The organism is Actinoplanes sp. NPDC048791 (assembly GCF_040650095.1).
Lineage (GTDB): Bacteria > Actinomycetota > Actinomycetes > Mycobacteriales > Micromonosporaceae > Actinoplanes.
In genome coordinates this window covers 1-1944 of the sequence record NZ_JBEZGQ010001333.1, presented here as the reverse complement: position 1 = coordinate 1944, position 1944 = coordinate 1, and the positions used below count along the sequence as shown (strand labels likewise).

General features: G+C 74.1%; 2 pseudogenes. Both read left to right on the top strand.

Features of this window, described 5'->3' with window-relative positions:
- Positions 1-466 (top strand): annotated as a pseudogene (locus AB0C29_RS46035) (type 1 glutamine amidotransferase); the annotation flags it as partial.
- Positions 467-1840, top strand: a pseudogene (locus tag AB0C29_RS46030) (bifunctional [glutamine synthetase] adenylyltransferase/[glutamine synthetase]-adenylyl-L-tyrosine phosphorylase); the annotation flags it as partial.
- Positions 1841-1944 lie beyond the last annotated feature (104 nt).

The following is a 1944-nucleotide window of genomic DNA, read 5'->3' as shown; positions in this document are numbered from 1 at the left end:
CGAGCGCAGCACCTCCGGCCCGGAGATCGGCCCCGGCCTGGTCGGCCGGCGCGACGCGGCGGACGGCGACCCGCTGTTCAAGTACGTGCCGCTGCTGCCCGACGTGGTGCAGTGGCACAGCGACGAGATCACCGAGCTGCCCATCGGCGCCGTGCTGCTGGCCGCCTCCTCGCGGTATCCGCACCAGGCGTTCCGGCTCGGTGACCGGGCGTGGGGCCTGCAGTTCCACATCGAGTGCGACGCCGAGATGATCGCCGACTGGACCCGGACGGACGTGGCGGCGCTCGACGAGCTCGGTTACGACGCCGAGGCGGTCGTGGCGGCCACGGCCGAGATCCTGCCGGACGTCGAGGAGGTCTGGCAGCCGTTCGCGGCCCGCTTCGCCTCGCTGGCCCTCGGCACCCTCCCTGATGCCGACATCCCCAATCCCGGGACCATCCGCACCCTCCCGCTGCTGGGGCAGTAGATGACCAGGCCCAGCCGGCTGGCCCGGTACGGCTTCGCCGACAACGGCACCCGCGCCGCCGACCTGCTCGGCCCCGGCGGTCTGCGGCTGTGGGACGCCGAGGCGCAGGCCCCGGTCGACGGTGACGCGGGTGAGCTGATCCACGCCCTGTCCCGGGCCGCCGACCCCAATCTCGCCCTGCGCCAACTGCACCGGATGGTCGACGCGGTGGCCCGGGCGGCCCAGCGCGGCAGCGGAGGCCCGGTGACCGGGCCCGGCGAGGAGATCTCCGACAGCCCGGCGGCCGACGCCGTGCTGCACGCGATCTACACCGACGCCGGGCTGCGGCGCCGGCTGGTCGCGGTGCTCGGCGCCTCGTCCGCGCTGGGTGACCACCTGGTCGCGAACCCCGATCAGTGGCGGGTGCTCGCCACCGGCAAGACCGGCCTGCCGCCGAACGCCGAGGGGCACCTGGAGTTCGGCGACTCGACGGGGGAGGGGCCGCCGACCGTCCCGCTGCTGCGTACGGCGTACCGGGTGGCCCTGCTGCGGATCGTCGCGGCCGACCTGACCGGCGGCCGGGGTCTCGAGCCGACCATGGCGGCGCTGTCCCGGCTGGCCGACGAGACCCTCGCGGCGGCGTACGCGATCGCCCTCGCCGGTCTGCCCGCGAGCACCGCTCATCCGAGGCTGGCGGTCGTCGCGATGGGCAAGTGCGGCGGCTACGAGCTCAACTACGTGTCCGACGTGGACGTCATCTTCGTGGCGGCCGGCGACGAGGACCTCAGCGCGGGCACCGCCGTCGCGGCCCGGCTCATCGAGGTGTGCGGGCAGGTGGCCTGGCCGGTCGACGCCGCGCTGCGCCCGGAGGGCAACCGCGGTCCGCTGGTCCGCACCCTGGCCAGCCACCAGGCGTACTACCGCCGCTGGGCCCGCACGTGGGAGTTCCAGGCGCTGCTCAAGGCCCGCCCGGCCGCCGGTGACCTGGACCTGGCGGCCGAGTGGATCGACGACCTGGCCCCGCTGGTCTGGCACGCCGCCGAGCGTCCCGAGGCGGTCGAGGACGTCCGGGACATGCGCCGCAAGATCATCGACAACGTGCCGGCCCGGGAGGTCGAGCGCGAGATCAAGCGTGGTCCCGGTGGCCTGCGCGACATCGAGTTCGCGGTGCAGCTGCTCCAGCTCGTGCACGGCCGGATCGACGAGAGCCTGCGCGAGCCCGGCACCCTGCCCGCGCTGCGCGCGCTGGTGGCGGGCGGCTATGTGGGCCGCGAGGACGGCGAGACGCTGCTGCGCGGTTACCGCTTTCTCCGCAGCGTCGAGCACCGGCTGCAGCTGCAGAACCTGCGGCGTACGCACACCGTGCCGGACGATCCCAAGGCGCTGCGCTGGCTCGGGTGCTGAGAGTGGCACTGTACGCGATGCTCGGAAGAGCGGGGTGTAGGGTTAGGGTGAGTATGGGGCGGGGTAGAGCGGGGAGGGCGGCGGCTGAAAGACAA